The organism is Paenibacillus sp. FSL W7-1279 (assembly GCF_037969845.1).
GTDB lineage: Bacteria > Bacillota > Bacilli > Paenibacillales > Paenibacillaceae > Paenibacillus_AQ.
The window spans coordinates 7103470-7118856 of sequence record NZ_CP150215.1 but is presented as its reverse complement, the minus strand read 5'-3'; the positions used below and the strand labels follow the sequence as shown (position 1 = coordinate 7118856).

Below are 15387 nucleotides of genomic sequence, written 5' to 3'. Positions count from 1 at the left end.
GGTATTATTCCAGTTTGAAGCCGCTAATTGCCACGACAGCGCAGCGCGCCATGTTTTCGCCGGAGCGGTGTGGCCATGTGCTGGTTGGTTTGCTCAGGTCCTCCGTATTCTCGCCCGGGTGCTGAACGGACAGGAAGAGCGTCTGCTCGTCGGGGGTGAAGAATGGGCCGGTAAGCTCGGACTCTACCGGACCGGAGGCGAATTGAAGCGCGACTCCTTGATCCGGCCCGCTTGTTGGAATTACAAACAGTCCGTTGTTCATAAAGGATTTGTGAACACCTTTGTTCTGGCTGCTGCTGGAGATGTCCGTTACAACCCACAGATCGCCGTTTGAATCGAACGCCAGGTTGTCCGGCGAGCTGAAGCCGGATTGGCGTCCGCCGGCGGCAAAGATTTCAAAGTCGAACTCCATCGCGGCCAGATCGTTGCCCGCTTCAAAAATGCGTGTAATATGGCCATGAATGTTGCCATGATTGTCGTTGTTCGTATGGCAGACAAACACCGTGTTATCAAACGGCGAGATTTCGATGTCCTCCGGACGGTCCGTCGGTGTTCCGCCGACAAGACGCGCAGCTTCCTGACAGTAAGTGACTACATCGCCTTGGGATTTGAACTTAGCTTGGGCCTCTTTATCTTCTGCGGCGGCCTTGTTTACAGCTTCCAAGGTGACCGGCATCCATTTGCCTGACTTCAGGTTGGCAACGTACAGGGTTCCGTCTTCCAGAAGCGCGGAATTGGCACGGCCTTTGCTCTTGTCATACTTGTTGTTGCTGATGAATTTATAGACGCAGGCATCCTTCTTGTCGTCGCCCATATAGACAACGACCCGGCCGTCTGCGGCAAGTCCCATGGCGGTATTCTCATGATTGAATCTACCGAGGGCGGTGTGCTTCTTCAGGAAGGATTTATCGAATGGATCGACTTCGACGACCCAGCCGTAATGCGTATCCGGCAGGTTCGAAACGGCCGCGGTGTCCTCGAAGTTCTCTTCGCAGGACAAGACCGTGTTCCACAGCGTGACGCCGCCGGAGCAGTTGGCGAACGTACCGGTAGCCGTCGTGGCGCCTTTCAGGGCAGGGATGCCTTTGGCCGGGCCGGTGATATCGAATTTGCTGAAGCCGTTGATGCGGCGGGCATGAGTGGAGGTGGTGTCCATTTTCCATACACCCTTCTCGTCACGGTATACTTCAATGACCGACATGCCTTGGTAATACAGGTTTTTATGGATTTGATCTGCCGTCATCTTCCCATCCTTCACAGGGCCGATCGAGAAGATGGTGGAGTACTCGTGATTGTTGACCAGGAGGCCGCGGACATTGGAGCCCTTAATCGGGAAAAATGCGTTGTAATCGCAGCCGGAGCCGAATTTTTCGCCAGCCGGATTGATCACGTCATCGAAAGCCGCAATGACATCATATTTAAAGTTTTTAGGCAGGACGAGCTGGTCTGCTTTGGTTGGTTCGATTGGCTCGAAGTAGCCGCTGACCCGATTCGTTTTGAATCCGAACAGATGATTTGCGGTTCCGGAGATGGCGGAGGCCTTTCCTTCCAGTACGCCTAAGCCTGCGGAAGCGGCTGCCAATGCGGTTGCGCCCGTACCCAGATAAGACAGAAACGTTTTGCGGTCCATCGTTTTATTCAAGCTTATCCACCCCTAATGTATAAATTGCCATCAGGACAAGTTTATAGGGGAAGTGTTAAGGGAATATCATCGGTGAATGGTGGAATTGTAAAAATAAAGTAATCCAGGTATGATACACGGTTCTAATTTTAATAGCTTGGCCTAACTGCCAGATGATGGTGCCAAAATGAACAGATTCAGTTATTTGGGTCCTATGGTGAATAGATTGGATTAAAATGATGGATGGGTTGTGGGGGGATCGACTGAACGGCCGATCGATTCGTTACGATCAACCTGCTGTGTCGGACGGATAGAATGAACCGAAGGACGCGAATGGATTGATGGACGGATTGTATCGATGAACGGATGGTATCGATAGTGCGCGGTTTATTGGTCCGCGGAATACCAGACCCTTCATGAGTGTGTCAACAGTTGCGATGATTTGAGGACAGAGGTTCCGCTATTACGCCACGATTGGTGAGTTGGGGGTTACATGAGGACACCAGATCCGTTATTACATAGAATATGGCTGTTAATCGTGGTATTTATAGTAGATAGCGGATTCTGAGTCCGGAAGTACGGGGAAAGTTGCTGTTTTTTTTGAAATAACGGATCCAGTGTCCATTAGTTAATTTATACATCTCTTAGATATTCTGCAAGAACAGCAAGAACTGCAAGAACTGTTGCATGCTCCCGTTAGTACTACAAAATGAAAGAATATAAAGAACCATACAGACTGATTAATCAGCCTATATGGTTCTTTATTATGTTTAATTAAGGTTATACCGCTGCCGCATTTGCTCAGCCATATTACGAATCTCCTCAGAGCCTGGCATCGTAAACCTGGAAGCGGCTTCTGTCAGCTCCTTGCCTGACTGCCAGCTGCGAATGACCTCTTTTACCGCGGCTATAAACGTGTGCACGGCGTTCTGGCCGGTGCCGATACTCGTAAGCTCTTCAAGACTGGCGGTGCTGTTGGCTTCTACCAGAGGATGCTGCTTGGGGTCTGCTCCCGCAGCGGCAATATTATAGAAGGAACGAACCAGCCGGGCGCGCTCGCTGCCTGACCCTTCGGCGATGATAAAAGCTTGGATAATGAACGCTTTACGTTGCCGCCGCTGGGCAATACCGCAGAATTTAAGGCCGCCTATGCTTAAATCGAACGTTCCCGGACAGAAGGCACCGGCAATTTCGCCGGTATCTACGTTCTGCCCGGTGCCGCGGAGGGCTTCCCGGATCAGCTCCACCATGATTTCAAAGTCCTGATGAAAGTCAGTTGCCGGTCCCGCAGAGGAAAAGGGGAGGATGAGGGACAGGTTCACCACGCCAGCGTCCAAGGGTACGGCAGCACCGCCCGAATGGCGGACGGCGGTGTCATAGCCGAGAGAGCGAAGCATGGCTTCCCCTTGCGGCGCATAAGGGAGGCGGCTGTCGCGCACGCCCATCACAAAGGCGCGCGGATGCCGCCACAGATGACAGATGGCAGGCCCGCCATCTCCGGTCAGCCTGCACAGGAGCTCGTCCAGCGCAAAATGGTACAGTACGTCCTGGTGCGCTAAATCATGGGTCCGGTCGAGCAGCAGAACGGGTTGATCTTCAGGTAGTGACAGCGGAATATTCACGCTTTCTTGCGCCTCCTCTAACATGCGGATCGTGCACAAGACCATGGAAGAAATTTGTCTTCCGAGGGGGGGCCCGATCGTTATTTTCTTTGGATAGCATACCATAAATTCATACGGAAGCGGCGAGCCTGGCCGGCGAGAAATACATCAACTAAACGCGGTCTGTCATCTGAGAATGTACGTCGAATGACGTTTTTGTTAAGATACCAGAAAGTATAAACTTTCAAGCTTGTAGCTTCCTGATATCGCAAGAAAAACTTCCTCTAAACGCGGTCTGTCATCTGGGAATATACGCCGGAGAACGTTTTTGTTATAATCCGAGTAAGCTTATTGTCTTTATAGTAATTCGGTTTGGTGGAGAATGATTTCACTTCATATATAAAGGAGAGTTCAACATCGTGAAGATTTATAACAGTGTGGTGGATATGATCGGTCAGACGCCCATGGTGAAACTTCAGCGCCTAGTGTCTCCAGGCGCTGCGGATGTCTATGTAAAGCTTGAGAGATTCAATCCTTCCGGCAGCGTGAAGGACCGCGCGGCGTACAACCTGATTCATACCGCCGTGGAACAAGGACTCCTCCAGCCGGGCGGAACCATTATTGAGCCAACAAGCGGGAATACCGGCATTGGCCTGGCGATGATTGCGGCCGCGAAGGGTTACCGGGCTATCCTGATTATGCCGGACAATATGTCCAAGGAACGGATCAATATATTGAAGGCGTACGGCGCGGAGGTTGTGCTGACACCGAGCAGCGAACGCATGCCGGGTTCGATTTCCAAGGCGCTGGAGCTCAAGGAGCAGATTCCCGGAAGCTTCATTCCGCAGCAGTTCGAGAATGCGGCCAACCCGGACATTCACCGGGTGACTACGGCGCCGGAAATATTGGAGCAGATGGAAGGTCGGCTTGACGCCTTCGTGGCGACGGCGGGAACGGGTGGTACCGTAACCGGAACCGGGGAAGAGCTGCGAAAGTCCTTGCCGGACCTGCACATCGCGGTAGTCGAGCCGAAGGGCTCGCCCGTGCTCTCCGGCGGTCAGCCTGGACCGCACAAGCTGGTGGGCACGAGCCCGGGCTTTGTACCGAAGATTCTGAATACGGGCGTATATGATGAGATCATCCAGATCGCCGACGAGGATGCGTTGCAAACGGTGCGGGACTTGGCTCGCAGGGAAGGCATTCTGGTAGGGCCGTCCTCCGGCGCATCGGTATTCGCTGCTCTTCGCGTAGCGAAGCGGCTGGGGGAAGGGAAGCGGGTTGTCTGCATTGCCCCGGATACGGGAGAGCGGTATTTGAGCATGGATATTTTCTAAGTCAGAAGGACCTCTGGTTAACCGGAGGTCCTTTCTTGCTGTTCTATGGGCGACCTCCAATGTTCGAGCCGTTGTTTAAGCTGTTTGAGATCGTTTACGACGACGACTTTGCCGGGATAATCTTCGAGCGTATCCTGAATCTGATATCTGCCTTCCCGCTGATAAGCTGCGCTCCATGCGAACATTTTTTTGAACATGTCCCAGGTGGGGGTGTAGTGGGCCTGTTCAAGTCGCAGTCGCTGCTTGATGAACCTTGTGATGATTCGGTAGGTTATTGTTGAATAAGAGGGGTTCAGGAATACGATAAGATCTGCACGGCAGAAGCTGGGGCTGACCCATTTGAGGTGAGCGCCTTCGATGATCCAGCATTTCTTGTTGACGATACTTAGTAACATCGCATCCCTGTCTGCTTCACTCCTCCGAATATCGTTCGGCTCGGCTCGCTCCCACACCACATTGTCGAGCTCGTAATAAGGAATGTGCAGTTGGGCGGACAGTGTCCTGGCGAGTGTCGTTTTACCGCTTCCGACGGAGCCGATTATATGAATCCGGTTCGGAATTTTCATATTCATAGAAGATCACCGCATTCATGAGAAATGGTAGTTCATCATTTCGGTATCGATGCGGCGATCTCCTGTCTTATTATTCGTAAAATTCCAGAGCATCCTGCGGCGAATCGCGGAGCAGCTTGAAGAATGCCATGATTTGCTCGGCAATCTGGGCCGGTTGTTCCGCTGCAATGAAGTGTCCGCCTGCATTTAGATCCTTCCAGTGGATCACATTCGGGAAGATCCGTTCCACATAGGATCGGGGAGGACGCTCGTTCCGTTGAGAGTTTAAGGTGACACCATGCGGTACAGGAGAACCTTCTCCGGGCCCCGGCCACCTCGTATGCTTGCCTTCAAAATAATAGCGGTTCGAGGCGTTGATGCTCTGGGTCAGCCAGTAGATGGAGACGTTGGCCATGAGCTGCGCCTTGCTGAAATGCTGCAACACATCACCCTCCTCGGGAGATGTCCAGTAGTGCCATTTTTCCAGAATGAATGCGGCCAGCGCAACGGGTGAATCATGCAATCCATAGGCTGTCGTCTGCGGCCGTGTGCCCAGTATATGGGCGTAAGCGCCCTCCTCGCGCCCCCATTGCTTCTGATAGTCGAGGAACTCAGCCTCCTCGGCCGAAAGCGTGGAGTTTGAATCCACATAGGGACTGGGGTTCCCTGGCGATGTAGTGTGATAGCCGATGAACCGGTCGGGATGGTCGAGACACATGAGCCCCAGAATGCTGGCTCCGATATCATAGCCGTGTGCGCCGAATCGTTCGTAACCGAGCCCCGTCATGAGTTTCATGAGCAGTTCCCCTGCCTGGCGATCTTCAAAGCCCGGACGCAGTTCGATACCTGAGAATCCATGGCCCGGGATCGATGGGATGACAATGTCGAAGACTGTTTCCGCATGGCCGCCAAATTGCTCAGGATTCGTAAGGAAAGGGACAAGTTCCAGCATTTCATAGAAGGAGCTGGGCCAACCGTGAGCGATGAGGAGCGGGATGGGGTGTTCGCCGCTGCCCTTAATATGTATGAAGTGAATGTCGACTCCATCAATTTCAGCGATATAATTCGGAAAGGCATGAATGGAACGCTGGAAGGCTTCCCAATCGAACTCATGTCTCCAGTAGGCGGCCATATCCTTCATGAAATCAAGGGGAATTCCATAATCCCATTGTCCGCCGGGGATTTCGTCAGGCCATCGGGTCATGTCCAGGCGCCGATATAAATCATCAATGGCAGCGGGCTCGATTTGAAAAGAAAACGGTTGGATCTTCATTCGTATCACCTCTTGGAAAGAATGGGAGTCTGGTATACTGATAACAACAAACTTGCGGTAGATAGGTAAATGAAGCCATAGGGCTAGGGCTTTCCTATATTGCGAGTGACCTTTAAAAATATATAACTGGTTAGCTAACCGATAAATACACTTTACTGGTTTGTTATGGAGAAATCAATAGGAGGTTTGTTTGTTGTGGGACATGAATTTGATCAACTCGAAATCATCGCGGATTTTATCAACACCCATGATAAACGCATGCGGTATGAGGGGGATCCGGGTGTGGAGCTCCTTCAGTCCGCGGAGGATCTGCGCATGTGGCTGTTAAGCAACGGCTTTATTCTGGAGCAGGACACCGTATCCGAAGAGGACCTGGTTTTGGCCCGTGAGCTGCGGGGCGGCTTGCGAGCAGCCATTCCGAATAATATACATGATCATCAGGGAGCTGGCTTCCAAGCGTTAAACCGTGTAGCCGGTCAGTACCGGTTCTTCTGCCGTTTCGGTGAAACCGCAGACGCCATGGAGCCAGTGGATACACAAGGAAGAGGGGGGATGGCCCGGCTGTTGATTATGGTATTTCGGCTTCGTGAAAAGAATATGTGGGGCAGATTGAGAGTGTGTACGGCCGACGATTGTCAGTGGGTATTCGTTGACCGCTCGCGGCCGGGAACGGGAAAATGGTGCTCGATGAAAGCCTGCGGCAATCGGGCGAAGAATAAAACATATCGGGAGCGAAGTAAGTCCATGGGATGAATCGCAGCCATGGTACCTGTTTTGAATCAGTCCATCGACCAATCAAGCGTTTTGCCTTGATTGGTCTTTTTTTCATGGCGCCGAATTTTTTAACAGGAATACACGGCCCAGCAACGAAATGGTTGTAACCTATTATTTTTTAAAAAATGTTGACGCCTTTGTCGATTAGGGGATTCTCTATTCGTTGGTTAAGCATAGAACGAAAATTTTAAGTTTAATCTTGATAACCAGGAGGGAATAAGAATGAGATTTATGATGATTGTAAAGGCAACCGAGGATTCCGAGGCAGGCGTGCTGCCAAGCGCGGAGCAATTGGATGCCATGATGAGGTACAACATGGAGCTGGCCAGAGCTGGCGTGCTCCTTGCTGCCGACGGGCTCCATCCAAGCTCGGGCGCCATTCGGATATCTTATCCAGAGCCGGGGGGCAAGCCGAAAATTACCGACGGTCCCTTTACGGAAGCGAAGGAACTGATCGCGGGGTATACCTTGATCGAAGTAAAGACGAGGGAAGAGGCGATCGAATGGGCTAAACGCATGCCGGATCCGCACGGCTTCGGTGCGGGCCAGATCGAGCTCCGCCAGGTCTTTGAACCGACAGAGTTGACGCAGGATCCGGAGGCGCAGGCTAAACAATACGAAATGCGTGAACACATTCAAAGGCAGAATCCATAATGTCAGCTGAAGATACCCATCGTACGATCGATGCCATCTGGAGAATCGAATCCTCCAAAATCATTGCCTACCTGACTCGAATGGTTCGTGACGTCGGGATCGCCGAGGATCTTGCTCAGGATGCGCTAATCGCTGCGCTGGAACACTGGCCGATGGACGGAATACCGGATAATCCCGGTGGATGGCTCATGACCGCTGCGAAGCGCAAAGCGCTGGATCTGCTGCGCCGGAATAAGGTACGCGATCAGAAGTATGAGCTGCTCGGACGCGAAATGGATTCCCGGATGGATTCGGATATGGAGGTGCCGGAGGCGGGGGAAGTGAACGATGATCTGCTGCGGCTGATCTTCATGACCTGCCATCCGGTTCTTTCCCCTGAGGCGCGCGTAGCTCTGACGCTGCGTTTGCTCGGCGGATTAACGACAGCGGAGATTGCTCACGCCTATCTTGTGCCTGAACCGACGATCGCGCAGCGAATCGTTCGTGCCAAACGGACGCTGTCGGCGACCCGGGTGGCATTCGAGATTCCTCAGGGAGCCGAGCTTAAACCGCGGTTGTCATCGGTTCTTGAGGTCATCTATCTCATGTTTAACGAGGGGTATGCAGCGTCTTCGGGCAGCCAGTGGATTCGTCCCCTGCTGTGCCAGGAAGCGCTTCGGATCGGGCGGGTGCTGGCAGAGATCGCGCCGACGGAGGCCGAGGTGCATGGATTGGTTGCGTTAATGGAATTTCAATCCTCTAGGTTCAAGTCCCGGGTCAATGCGGAGGGGGAGCCTGTCCTGCTCATGGATCAGAATCGGGCCTTGTGGGATCATTTATTGATTCGGCGCGGTTTTGCCGCTCTGGATCGGATCGAGCGGTTGGGTGGAATGACGGGACCTTACGCTATACAAGCTGCCATCTCCGCTTGTCATGCCGGAGCGCCCACTGCAGCAGAGACCGATTGGATTCGCATCTCCGCGTTATATGAGGCCTTGGCCCAGGTTTCTCCTTCGCCCATCGTGGAATTGAACCGGGCCGTGGCCCTCTCCATGGCTTTCGGTCCGGAGATCGGGCTTGAGATCGTGGATGTTTTACGTGGCGAGCCGGCCTTGAAGGGATACCATCTCCTCCCGAGCGTAAGGGGAGACCTGCTCTTCAAGCTGGGACGTCTGGACGAAGCCTGCGCGGAGTTCAAGCTGGCCGCATCGCTAACGGATAACCTGAGGGAACGTGCTTTGCTGCTTGACCGTGCGGCAGAATGCCTGTCAGCGGAGTCCTAAGACAAACTAAAGAAACTTTTAAAAAAACTTTTTAAAAAAATATGAAGATGTGTCGATTACATAAAACCTCGTTCGTCATTTAGATATAAAACAAAAAAACCGAGAGGAAGATGAACATGCAAGCACAAATGGTACCTTTTATTATTTCGGAGGATGCAAGAGGTCAGGCGAATTTTTACATGCAAGCGCTGGGTGGAGAGATCGATTTGCTGACTACCTTCAAGGACATGCCGGGCATACCGGAAGTCCATCAGGATAAGGTTATGCACATGTCGTTAACGCTGGCCTGCGGCAACAAGCTGATCCTCACCGATGCGTTTCAGGAAACTGGCAAGAGCACGAGCATGGGTCTGGCCATCACGTTCGGTAACGAGGAAGACGCCCGGGCTGCCTATCGCCATCTCAGCGATGGGGGTACTGAGAAATATCCTTTTGCTCTGCAGCCTTGGGGAGCCTACTACGGTGAAGTGGTGGACCGGTTCGGCATGACTTGGCAGATGGTTCATCAGGGCTGAGTTGAAAAAATACCATACTACGATACAGAGGGAGCCAATAAGATGAATCAAGAAGTTACGGATTACATTGCAGCCATTAGTGATACCTGGAAGGTGGAGGTCAGCGAGCGGCTTCGGGAGCTTGTGCACGGCACGATCCCGGACGTTTCGGAACGGCTTCAATACAAAAAGCCCCATTTTCTGAAAAACGGAAAATATGCAGCCGTGATCAGCGTCGCGAAGAGCGCCGTAAGCTTTACGATTTTCAATGCGGATCGCCTGGATTGGCCTGAAGCGTCGTTTGAAGGACCGCCTGAGCGAAAGACCATCAAAATTTCGTCCGGGCAGCATGTCGATTATGATGCGCTCGGATCCTTGTTGAAGCAGGCATCCGACGGACTGTAAATCATATGTAGTAGGAAGCACGGATAACCGGTGTTCGAACCGTTGCTGATATCATACCGCGATCCTGTGAGGATCGCGGTATGCGTCATTACTTCTTGGTGCCGTGCTGCTTGGTCGGCAGCTTGTCGCTTGGCGTTCCTTTGCCATGATTTTCCTTGTTGCGACGGGCCTTCTCCGCATTCTCGTTCATTTTTTCCACAAAATCGTGCGTGCTTTCCATATGACGTAAGCTCCTTTTGCTCAGAATGTATGGCTTTGCCTGATCGTGCTTAATATAACCATTTCGCCCTGATCATATTTGGTGACTTTGGAGTGGATACAGATGGTGAGATTTTCGTTTGGGGGGATGAAGGGTTGTCCAGTAAGCTCGCGTTCATCATGATGGTTGGAATTATCGTTGTTCTGAGCATGGTCGGCTGCAGCGGATTTGACGAGGATGCGGGGTCTGCAGACAAGAGCTTGTACTCCGTCAAGAAACTGATGAAGCTGGATGCAGCGAAGGTGAAGGCCATTCATGTGGTTTATGGGGATGGCACACGGATGGTGCTGGATCAGAAGCAGGACATAGAACCGGTTATGGAGCGAGTGGACAATCTTCAAGCCAAGCGGATCACGGCTAACGAGAAACCGGGATTTCTGTTCTTTATGGACGTCGTGCAGGGCGAGCAGGAGGTTCGCGTGGCGAACGAGTTCGAGGTGGATGGACAATTATATGTGCTGGCGGGTCCCGAGTTGAACGATCTGAACAAGTACATGGTCGAGCTGGGTCGATCCCACAACCCTGAATTGCTGCCGGGGTACATGATAAACGATCAGGGGCCTTGAGGATGTCCCTATTGGTTTCACAGGGATCGTGAACGGAATGAAGGGAGAAGGCATTATCATCCCACGGCAAAAAAATACCCTGCCACAGGCAAACGCCCGGGCGGGGTATTTAGGGTGGGAACCCGTTCCATATTACTTCTTATGACTGATCAACAGCTCATATTTGTTTAAGGAAGCGCCTAAAATATTTTCGTTTCGGCCCTGACCGTGAGATTGCCTGAACGATTCACTGGAAGTCCAGCGTTTGAACGCTTCCTCGTCTTCCCATACCGTAGAGACCTTCAGTTCCTCTGCCTCTGCGCCTTCTTTGGCTTCGTGCCATACTTCCATCCGCACGAATCCCTCAATCTCCTGGACACCCTTCGCTTCAGCGAATCGCTGCGCAATTTCTTGTCCGAAGCCCGGTTTAACCTTAATCGAGTTTGTAACAACCAGCATGCAAGATTCCTCCTTCGATGATGACCGGATAAATTCCAAAAATGTCTAGCCCTTGCCTGTATGTCCATTATACCTGAACGGAAGGGCCGATTTCATCTTGGGAGCTAGGGAGCCACAAGAGCCACAAGAGCCACAAGAGCCTCGTAGCTGGGGCTCCCCGGCTTTAAGCCAAAGCTGCGGCATAATTAATTAAGTCACCGGAGGACCTTCTGCCGGAAACTCTGCCGCAGGTACGGCTGCAGCCGGCGTCATGACTTTGGGTTTCGCCCTGCCGCTCCATGACCAATAGGTGCCGATGCGCAGCAGCCGTTCAACGGGTCCGCTGCGGAACCGTTTCAACCAGAGCAGGCTGCCCGTTGCCAGTACAGCATAGATCAGGACGGCCAGCAGCGCTCCTTGCAGCACGCCGAGCTTGCCGAACATACCCAGCCCGAATCCGTAGAATATCAGTACGCACACAACGCTTTGCGTTAGATAGTTGGTTAGCGACATCCGTCCAACCGCTTCAAACGCCCGGATGATGACCGATTGTTTAGAAGAGAAGGCATATAGGGAAGCGAACAGATGTATATAACCCAGCGCGAGCAGAGGTCCGCCAAGCATCGTAAGTACGCCGCTCCAGCCGTGGGTGGATCCGAGCATAACCCCTGCTGTCTTTAGTCCAAGCCCGACCGGTATGAGCAGAGACCATCTTAGATACAGCTTGATCTCCATGGAGGGATGAAGGAAGCGCCCGCGTTTGGCGGCGACCATACCAAACAGGAACATTGGCGCGCTCATCAGCGGAGCAATCAGAATGACCAGCAGCATCAACCAATCCGGAAGGTCGATGGGCATTTCCTCAGTTGAACGAAAGTTCAGAATCTCGCGGTACGTGCCATTGCCGTACACCTCAATAGACTGCTTCACATAATTCTCCATACGCTCGGTTTCACCTGCCGTAGGCTCCATGGAGCCATATCCGAGGAGGGACATCAGCGCCAGTAAGAGGATCCCCCAGATCAGGATTGTTTTGGCCTTCCGTTTCACAAACAGCACCAGGAAGAGTCCGATCGCTCCGTAAAACAGCAGAATATCGCCTTCCCAGATGAATGTCGAATGGAGCAAACCGAGAACGATCAGCAGCACGGACCTGCGGAAAAAGCTGCGTCCGTATTTGAGCCCTTTGCCGATCAGGCTTTCCCGCATCTTGATCATGCTGTAACCGAACAGGAACGTGAAGATCGGCATGAAGCTGCCCTCTACGAATACTTTCAGCATGTCATGGCTGATCAGATCCAGCGTGGATGGCTGGAAGAAATGCAGCTCGTCTTTGCCGAACATGCCGTATTGAAAAATAAGCATATTGGCCATCAGGATGCCGAGCAAGCTCAAGCCGCGAATCGCATCCACGGCCGTGGAACGTTTATTTGAATTCATGTCAATCACCTCTGACACCAAGTATAAAGCTCGAAATGAAATAACTCGGAAACGGCAACCTAACTTTTTCTTAACTCTTCTAGCATTTGTTTAACTCCTGTTAAGGTTGTTGTGCTAGCATAAATGTCGGGTGAGGATAAAATGGATCAAACACGAATTTTAATTGTAGATGACGAACCTTCCATTGTGAAAATGCTGCAGATGGTGCTGCGCAAGGAAGGCTTTAACCGCATATATACGGCTTCCAGCTGTAAGGAAGCGCTTAGCGAAATCGCTGCACATGGAGCGGATATCGTGCTGCTCGATGTCATGCTGCCGGACGGCACGGGATTTGATCTCTGTCCGCAGATTCGCTCCTATGGCAGTCCGCACATTCTGTTTCTGACGGCCAAAGCGTCGGATCTGGATGTGCTGACCGGTTTTGCGATGGGCGGGGACGATTATGTCACCAAGCCCTTTAATCCGCTGGAGATTGCCGCAAGGATCAAGGCGCGTCTGCGCCGTGGCGGCATCGGGGCCACCGTGTCGGCCGAGCAGCCGGTGATACAGCGTGCATGGGATTTCGGCCGGTTTAAGGTCGATGAATCCGCCGGGGAGCTGACGGTGCTGGGAGAGCCTGTGCCTTGTCCGGCGCAGGTCTTTCAGCTGCTGCTTTATTTTTGCAAGCATCCGGGGGTCGTATTCTCCAAGTCTCAGCTGTACGAAGCCGTGTGGGGCATCGACGGCATGGGCGAGGACAACACCGTCATGGTACATATCCGCCGCATCCGTGAACGCATCGAGGAGGATCCGAGCAACCCGCAATATTTGTTGACGGTCCGGGGGCTCGGCTACAAGCTGGTTAAGGAGAAAGCCCGATGAGACTGCGCAGAAGGCTGGCCTTTCATTTTACGTACCAATTGATTGCGTTCTCGGCGTTTATGTTTTGCTTCCTGATCGTGCTCTTATTCTTCCTGATCAAACATATCAGCGAGGATGAGATCAAACGGAACTTTCCGACAGGTGTCCTGAACAGCATCGTGACCGAGACGGTGACGGAGAATGGGGAGGTCCTGCTGCAGGAACAGTGGAAGCTCCTGCTTCAAGAGAAGGAGATGTGGCTGCAAGTGGTGGATATGGACGGAAACGTGATTCTTTCCACCAATACGGCTCCGGATGTTCCGTCGGAGTACTCGGTAAGCACCTTGCTCGAGATCAAGGAGGAGCGCCGTCTCGGCGAGTACACGATGGATTGGCAGATGGATCTGACCTATGAAGAACCGCTGCTGTATCTGATCGGACGTATCGATGAGGGTTCGGACCATCTTCGGGAATGGTATGCCCATTACCAGAACGGCGGCAGGGTGAGGCCGGAGGATGAAGCGGAGCTTGAACGCGAATTAGCCGGTCTAGGCGGTTATTTGCATGTCATTGACCGGGAGGGCCGCGTTGTCCAAGCGATTGGAACAGATTCAGACAATAAGGTAAGCTACCACCCGCTGGAGATCATTACGATGCAGGAGCAGCCGGGCACGTATTCCACGCATATCGCGGTTTATCGCGATACGGACAGCGGCAACACCTGGGTATATCATACGCCGCAGGACGGGGCGCTGGAAAAAAGACCGATGATGAACGAGCTGATCCGCGTGGCGTTATGGACGATGGTCTGCGTGCTTGTGCTGTCGCTAGGGGTCGCCATATGGCATGGATATCGGTACAGCCGGCCGCTGCTGCTGTTTACCGGGTGGTTTGAGCGGATGGGGAGCGGAGCTTACGAGGAAGTGCTGACGCCGAAGGACCGGAAGCGGGTATTCCGTAAGAACGGAAAGCTGCGCACGCGCTTCAAGCTGTACAAGGAAGTGATTCATTCGTTTTACAAGATGGCGGAGCAGCTTGCCGAGACCGAGAGGGAACGGGAGCGGCTCGATCGTAACCGGGAAGAATGGATGTCCGGGATATCGCATGATTTGCGTACTCCGTTGTCCTCCATCCAGGGTTACGGCTATATGCTTGAGAATGCACCGCAGGATTGGAGTCAGGAGGAACTGCGGGAGATGGGAACGGTGATTCGGGAAAAAGGGGACTACATGCTGGAGCTGATCAATGATTTCTCGCTCGTCTTCCGTCTGAGAAGCGAGATCCGCCCGCAGGAGCTGACCCGGCTTGACCTGAATGAGCTGGTGCGCCGCTGCGTGCTGAAATACGTCAATGATGCTACGCTGGATGCGAATTTCAACTATATCGGCGGCGAAGAGGCGCTGCTCGTCGACGGCAATGCCAAGTGGCTGCAGCGGTTGATGGATAACCTGATCACGAATGCCGTGAAGCATAATCCGGATGGGGTAAACGTTGAGGTCCGGGTGGAGAGACGTCCGGGCGGTGCGGCGATCGTGGTTGCGGATCAAGGCGTGGGGATGGACGAAGAGACCCGCTGCAATCTGTTCGAGCGTTACTACCGGGGAACGAATACTGAAGAGAGCATGGACGGCTCGGGACTCGGGATGAGTATCGCCAAGGCGATTGTCGAAGCGCATCGGGGCCGGGTAAAGGTGTGGTCTGAAGTGGGCCGAGGAACCACCATCACCGTGCTATTGCCTGAGGCTGGCTTACAAGAAGGTGAAAGGGGCTGCTGAGCGCGGCAAGGAGTAACCTTGCTGATTGGATCGGCATTTCCCGAATCGCCTCAAAAATCCTTCAACATTCCTATCCTGCTGCAGGCCCGGTTGCGCTATAATGGCTAAGCAACGACTACAC

At 52.8% G+C, this 15387-nt stretch carries 16 protein-coding genes; 9 read left to right on the top strand and 7 right to left on the bottom strand.

Translation table 11 applies throughout. The annotated features are described in order from the left end of the window. Nucleotides 1-4: 4 nt before the first annotated feature. Nucleotides 5-1630 (bottom strand): alkaline phosphatase PhoX, encoded by a 1626-nt coding sequence (locus MKY82_RS32245; RefSeq protein WP_339296734.1) that lies wholly within the window; start codon nt 1628-1630, stop codon nt 5-7. Nucleotides 1631-2391: 761 nt separating this feature from the next. Continuing rightward, nucleotides 2392-3243 (bottom strand): lipoate--protein ligase family protein, encoded by an 852-nt coding sequence (locus MKY82_RS32240; RefSeq protein ID WP_339295084.1) that lies wholly within the window; start codon nt 3241-3243, stop codon nt 2392-2394. Nucleotides 3244-3641: 398 nt separating this feature from the next. Between MKY82_RS32240 and cysK the strand changes: the two genes are divergently transcribed. After that, nucleotides 3642-4556 carry a cysteine synthase A gene (cysK, locus tag MKY82_RS32235; RefSeq protein ID WP_339295083.1) on the top strand — a complete coding sequence of 305 codons (915 nt, stop codon included), beginning with the start codon at nt 3642-3644 and terminating at the stop codon, nt 4554-4556. A 17-nt stretch (nt 4557-4573) separates the two neighbouring features. Here the strand turns inward: cysK and MKY82_RS32230 are convergent, their stop codons facing one another. Together MKY82_RS32230 and MKY82_RS32225 are read right to left on the bottom strand one after the other, a co-directional pair. Further along, complete coding sequence (locus MKY82_RS32230) at nt 4574-5128, bottom strand: DNA topology modulation protein FlaR (protein WP_220687236.1); 555 nt, start codon at nt 5126-5128, stop codon at nt 4574-4576. Nucleotides 5129-5198: 70 nt separating this feature from the next. Next, nucleotides 5199-6380 (bottom strand): epoxide hydrolase, encoded by a 1182-nt coding sequence (locus tag MKY82_RS32225; RefSeq protein WP_339295082.1) that lies wholly within the window; start codon nt 6378-6380, stop codon nt 5199-5201. A 195-nt stretch (nt 6381-6575) separates the two neighbouring features. On the opposite strand from MKY82_RS32225, the gene MKY82_RS32220 reads away from it, so the two are divergent. The 5 genes from MKY82_RS32220 to MKY82_RS32200 all read left to right on the top strand — a co-directional run bounded on the left by MKY82_RS32220 (nt 6576) and on the right by MKY82_RS32200 (nt 9969). Next, nucleotides 6576-7133 carry a CGNR zinc finger domain-containing protein gene (locus MKY82_RS32220; protein WP_194540027.1) on the top strand — a complete coding sequence of 186 codons (558 nt, stop codon included), beginning with the start codon at nt 6576-6578 and terminating at the stop codon, nt 7131-7133. A gap of 243 nt (nt 7134-7376) precedes the next feature. Beyond that, nucleotides 7377-7808: a YciI family protein gene (locus MKY82_RS32215; protein WP_009590355.1), complete on the top strand. Its 432-nt coding sequence runs from the start codon at nt 7377-7379 to the stop codon at nt 7806-7808. After that, entirely contained in the window at nt 7808-9070 is a 1263-nt protein-coding gene (locus MKY82_RS32210) for an RNA polymerase sigma factor (RefSeq protein ID WP_194540026.1), read from the top strand. Before MKY82_RS32215 ends, MKY82_RS32210 begins: the two co-directional genes overlap by 1 nt. A gap of 116 nt (nt 9071-9186) precedes the next feature. Further along, nucleotides 9187-9585 carry a VOC family protein gene (locus MKY82_RS32205; protein ID WP_339295081.1) on the top strand — a complete coding sequence of 133 codons (399 nt, stop codon included), beginning with the start codon at nt 9187-9189 and terminating at the stop codon, nt 9583-9585. A 42-nt stretch (nt 9586-9627) separates the two neighbouring features. Next, entirely contained in the window at nt 9628-9969 is a 342-nt protein-coding gene (locus tag MKY82_RS32200) for a DUF1801 domain-containing protein (RefSeq protein WP_339220451.1), read from the top strand. Between the two features lie 88 nt (nt 9970-10057). Here MKY82_RS32200 and MKY82_RS32195 read toward each other — a convergent pair whose 3' ends face one another. Continuing rightward, nucleotides 10058-10189 (bottom strand): DUF4023 domain-containing protein, encoded by a 132-nt coding sequence (locus tag MKY82_RS32195; RefSeq protein WP_009590359.1) that lies wholly within the window; start codon nt 10187-10189, stop codon nt 10058-10060. Between the two features lie 134 nt (nt 10190-10323). Here MKY82_RS32195 and MKY82_RS32190 point away from each other — a divergent pair, with 134 nt between their 5' ends. After that, on the top strand, nt 10324-10794 hold the full coding sequence (locus MKY82_RS32190; protein ID WP_194540023.1) for a hypothetical protein: 471 nt from the start codon (nt 10324-10326) through the stop codon (nt 10792-10794). A 132-nt stretch (nt 10795-10926) separates the two neighbouring features. Here MKY82_RS32190 and MKY82_RS32185 read toward each other — a convergent pair whose 3' ends face one another. Both MKY82_RS32185 and MKY82_RS32180 read right to left on the bottom strand, forming a co-directional pair. Beyond that, on the bottom strand, nt 10927-11232 hold the full coding sequence (locus tag MKY82_RS32185) for an antibiotic biosynthesis monooxygenase (RefSeq protein ID WP_009590367.1): 306 nt from the start codon (nt 11230-11232) through the stop codon (nt 10927-10929). 189 nt (nt 11233-11421) lie between these two features. Beyond that, nucleotides 11422-12651, bottom strand: a complete 1230-nt coding sequence (locus MKY82_RS32180; protein ID WP_220687242.1) for a DUF418 domain-containing protein — start codon at nt 12649-12651, stop codon at nt 11422-11424. A gap of 141 nt (nt 12652-12792) precedes the next feature. On the opposite strand from MKY82_RS32180, the gene MKY82_RS32175 reads away from it, so the two are divergent. Next, complete coding sequence (locus MKY82_RS32175; RefSeq protein WP_194540020.1) at nt 12793-13512, top strand: response regulator transcription factor; 720 nt, start codon at nt 12793-12795, stop codon at nt 13510-13512. Next, nucleotides 13509-15266 carry a HAMP domain-containing sensor histidine kinase gene (locus tag MKY82_RS32170; protein ID WP_339295080.1) on the top strand — a complete coding sequence of 586 codons (1758 nt, stop codon included), beginning with the start codon at nt 13509-13511 and terminating at the stop codon, nt 15264-15266. The genes MKY82_RS32175 and MKY82_RS32170 overlap by 4 nt, the downstream gene beginning before the upstream one ends. The last annotated feature ends 121 nt before the right edge of the window (nt 15267-15387 follow it).